Below are 384 nucleotides of genomic sequence, written 5' to 3'. Positions count from 1 at the left end.
ATCCTCAACGCCACCACACCGTTGATGGCGGTAGCCGTCGGCTCACTGGTTTTTGGGGAGCGCGTCACTGGCGCGAAGATCCTGGGCGTCTTGCTGGGAGTCGCGGGCGTGGCGGTGCTCACCGGTGCCGCTCCATTGAGCGCCCCTGTTCAGGCGGCAGGGGGCATAACCGCATGTCTGCTGGCCACAGCTTGCTATGCGCTTGCGGGCTTCCTCACTACACGTTGGATTGCGCAACGGGGCGGACTGGACAGTCGCCTGGTCGCCCTGGGGAGTCAGGCCGGCGCGATGTTGCTGCTTTTACCCTTCGCCGCCTGGCAACTCGCGCAGGAGCCGATTGCGCTACAACGGGTACCGGCCGGCGTGTGGTGGTCACTTCTTGCG

At 65.6% G+C, this 384-nt stretch carries 1 pseudogene; it reads left to right on the top strand.

The features are described 5' to 3' along the window. Positions 1-24: 24 nt before the first annotated feature. Positions 25-384 (top strand): annotated as a pseudogene (locus ACSNOK_RS33490) (hypothetical protein); the annotation flags it as partial.

Origin of the sequence: Streptomyces sp. URMC 126, from assembly GCF_051386555.1 — a bacterium.
In the GTDB taxonomy this organism is placed as follows: Bacteria; Actinomycetota; Actinomycetes; order Streptomycetales; family Streptomycetaceae; genus Streptomyces.
Note: the sequence above shows the minus strand (reverse complement) of the source record. Positions and strands in the feature narration are given on the sequence as shown.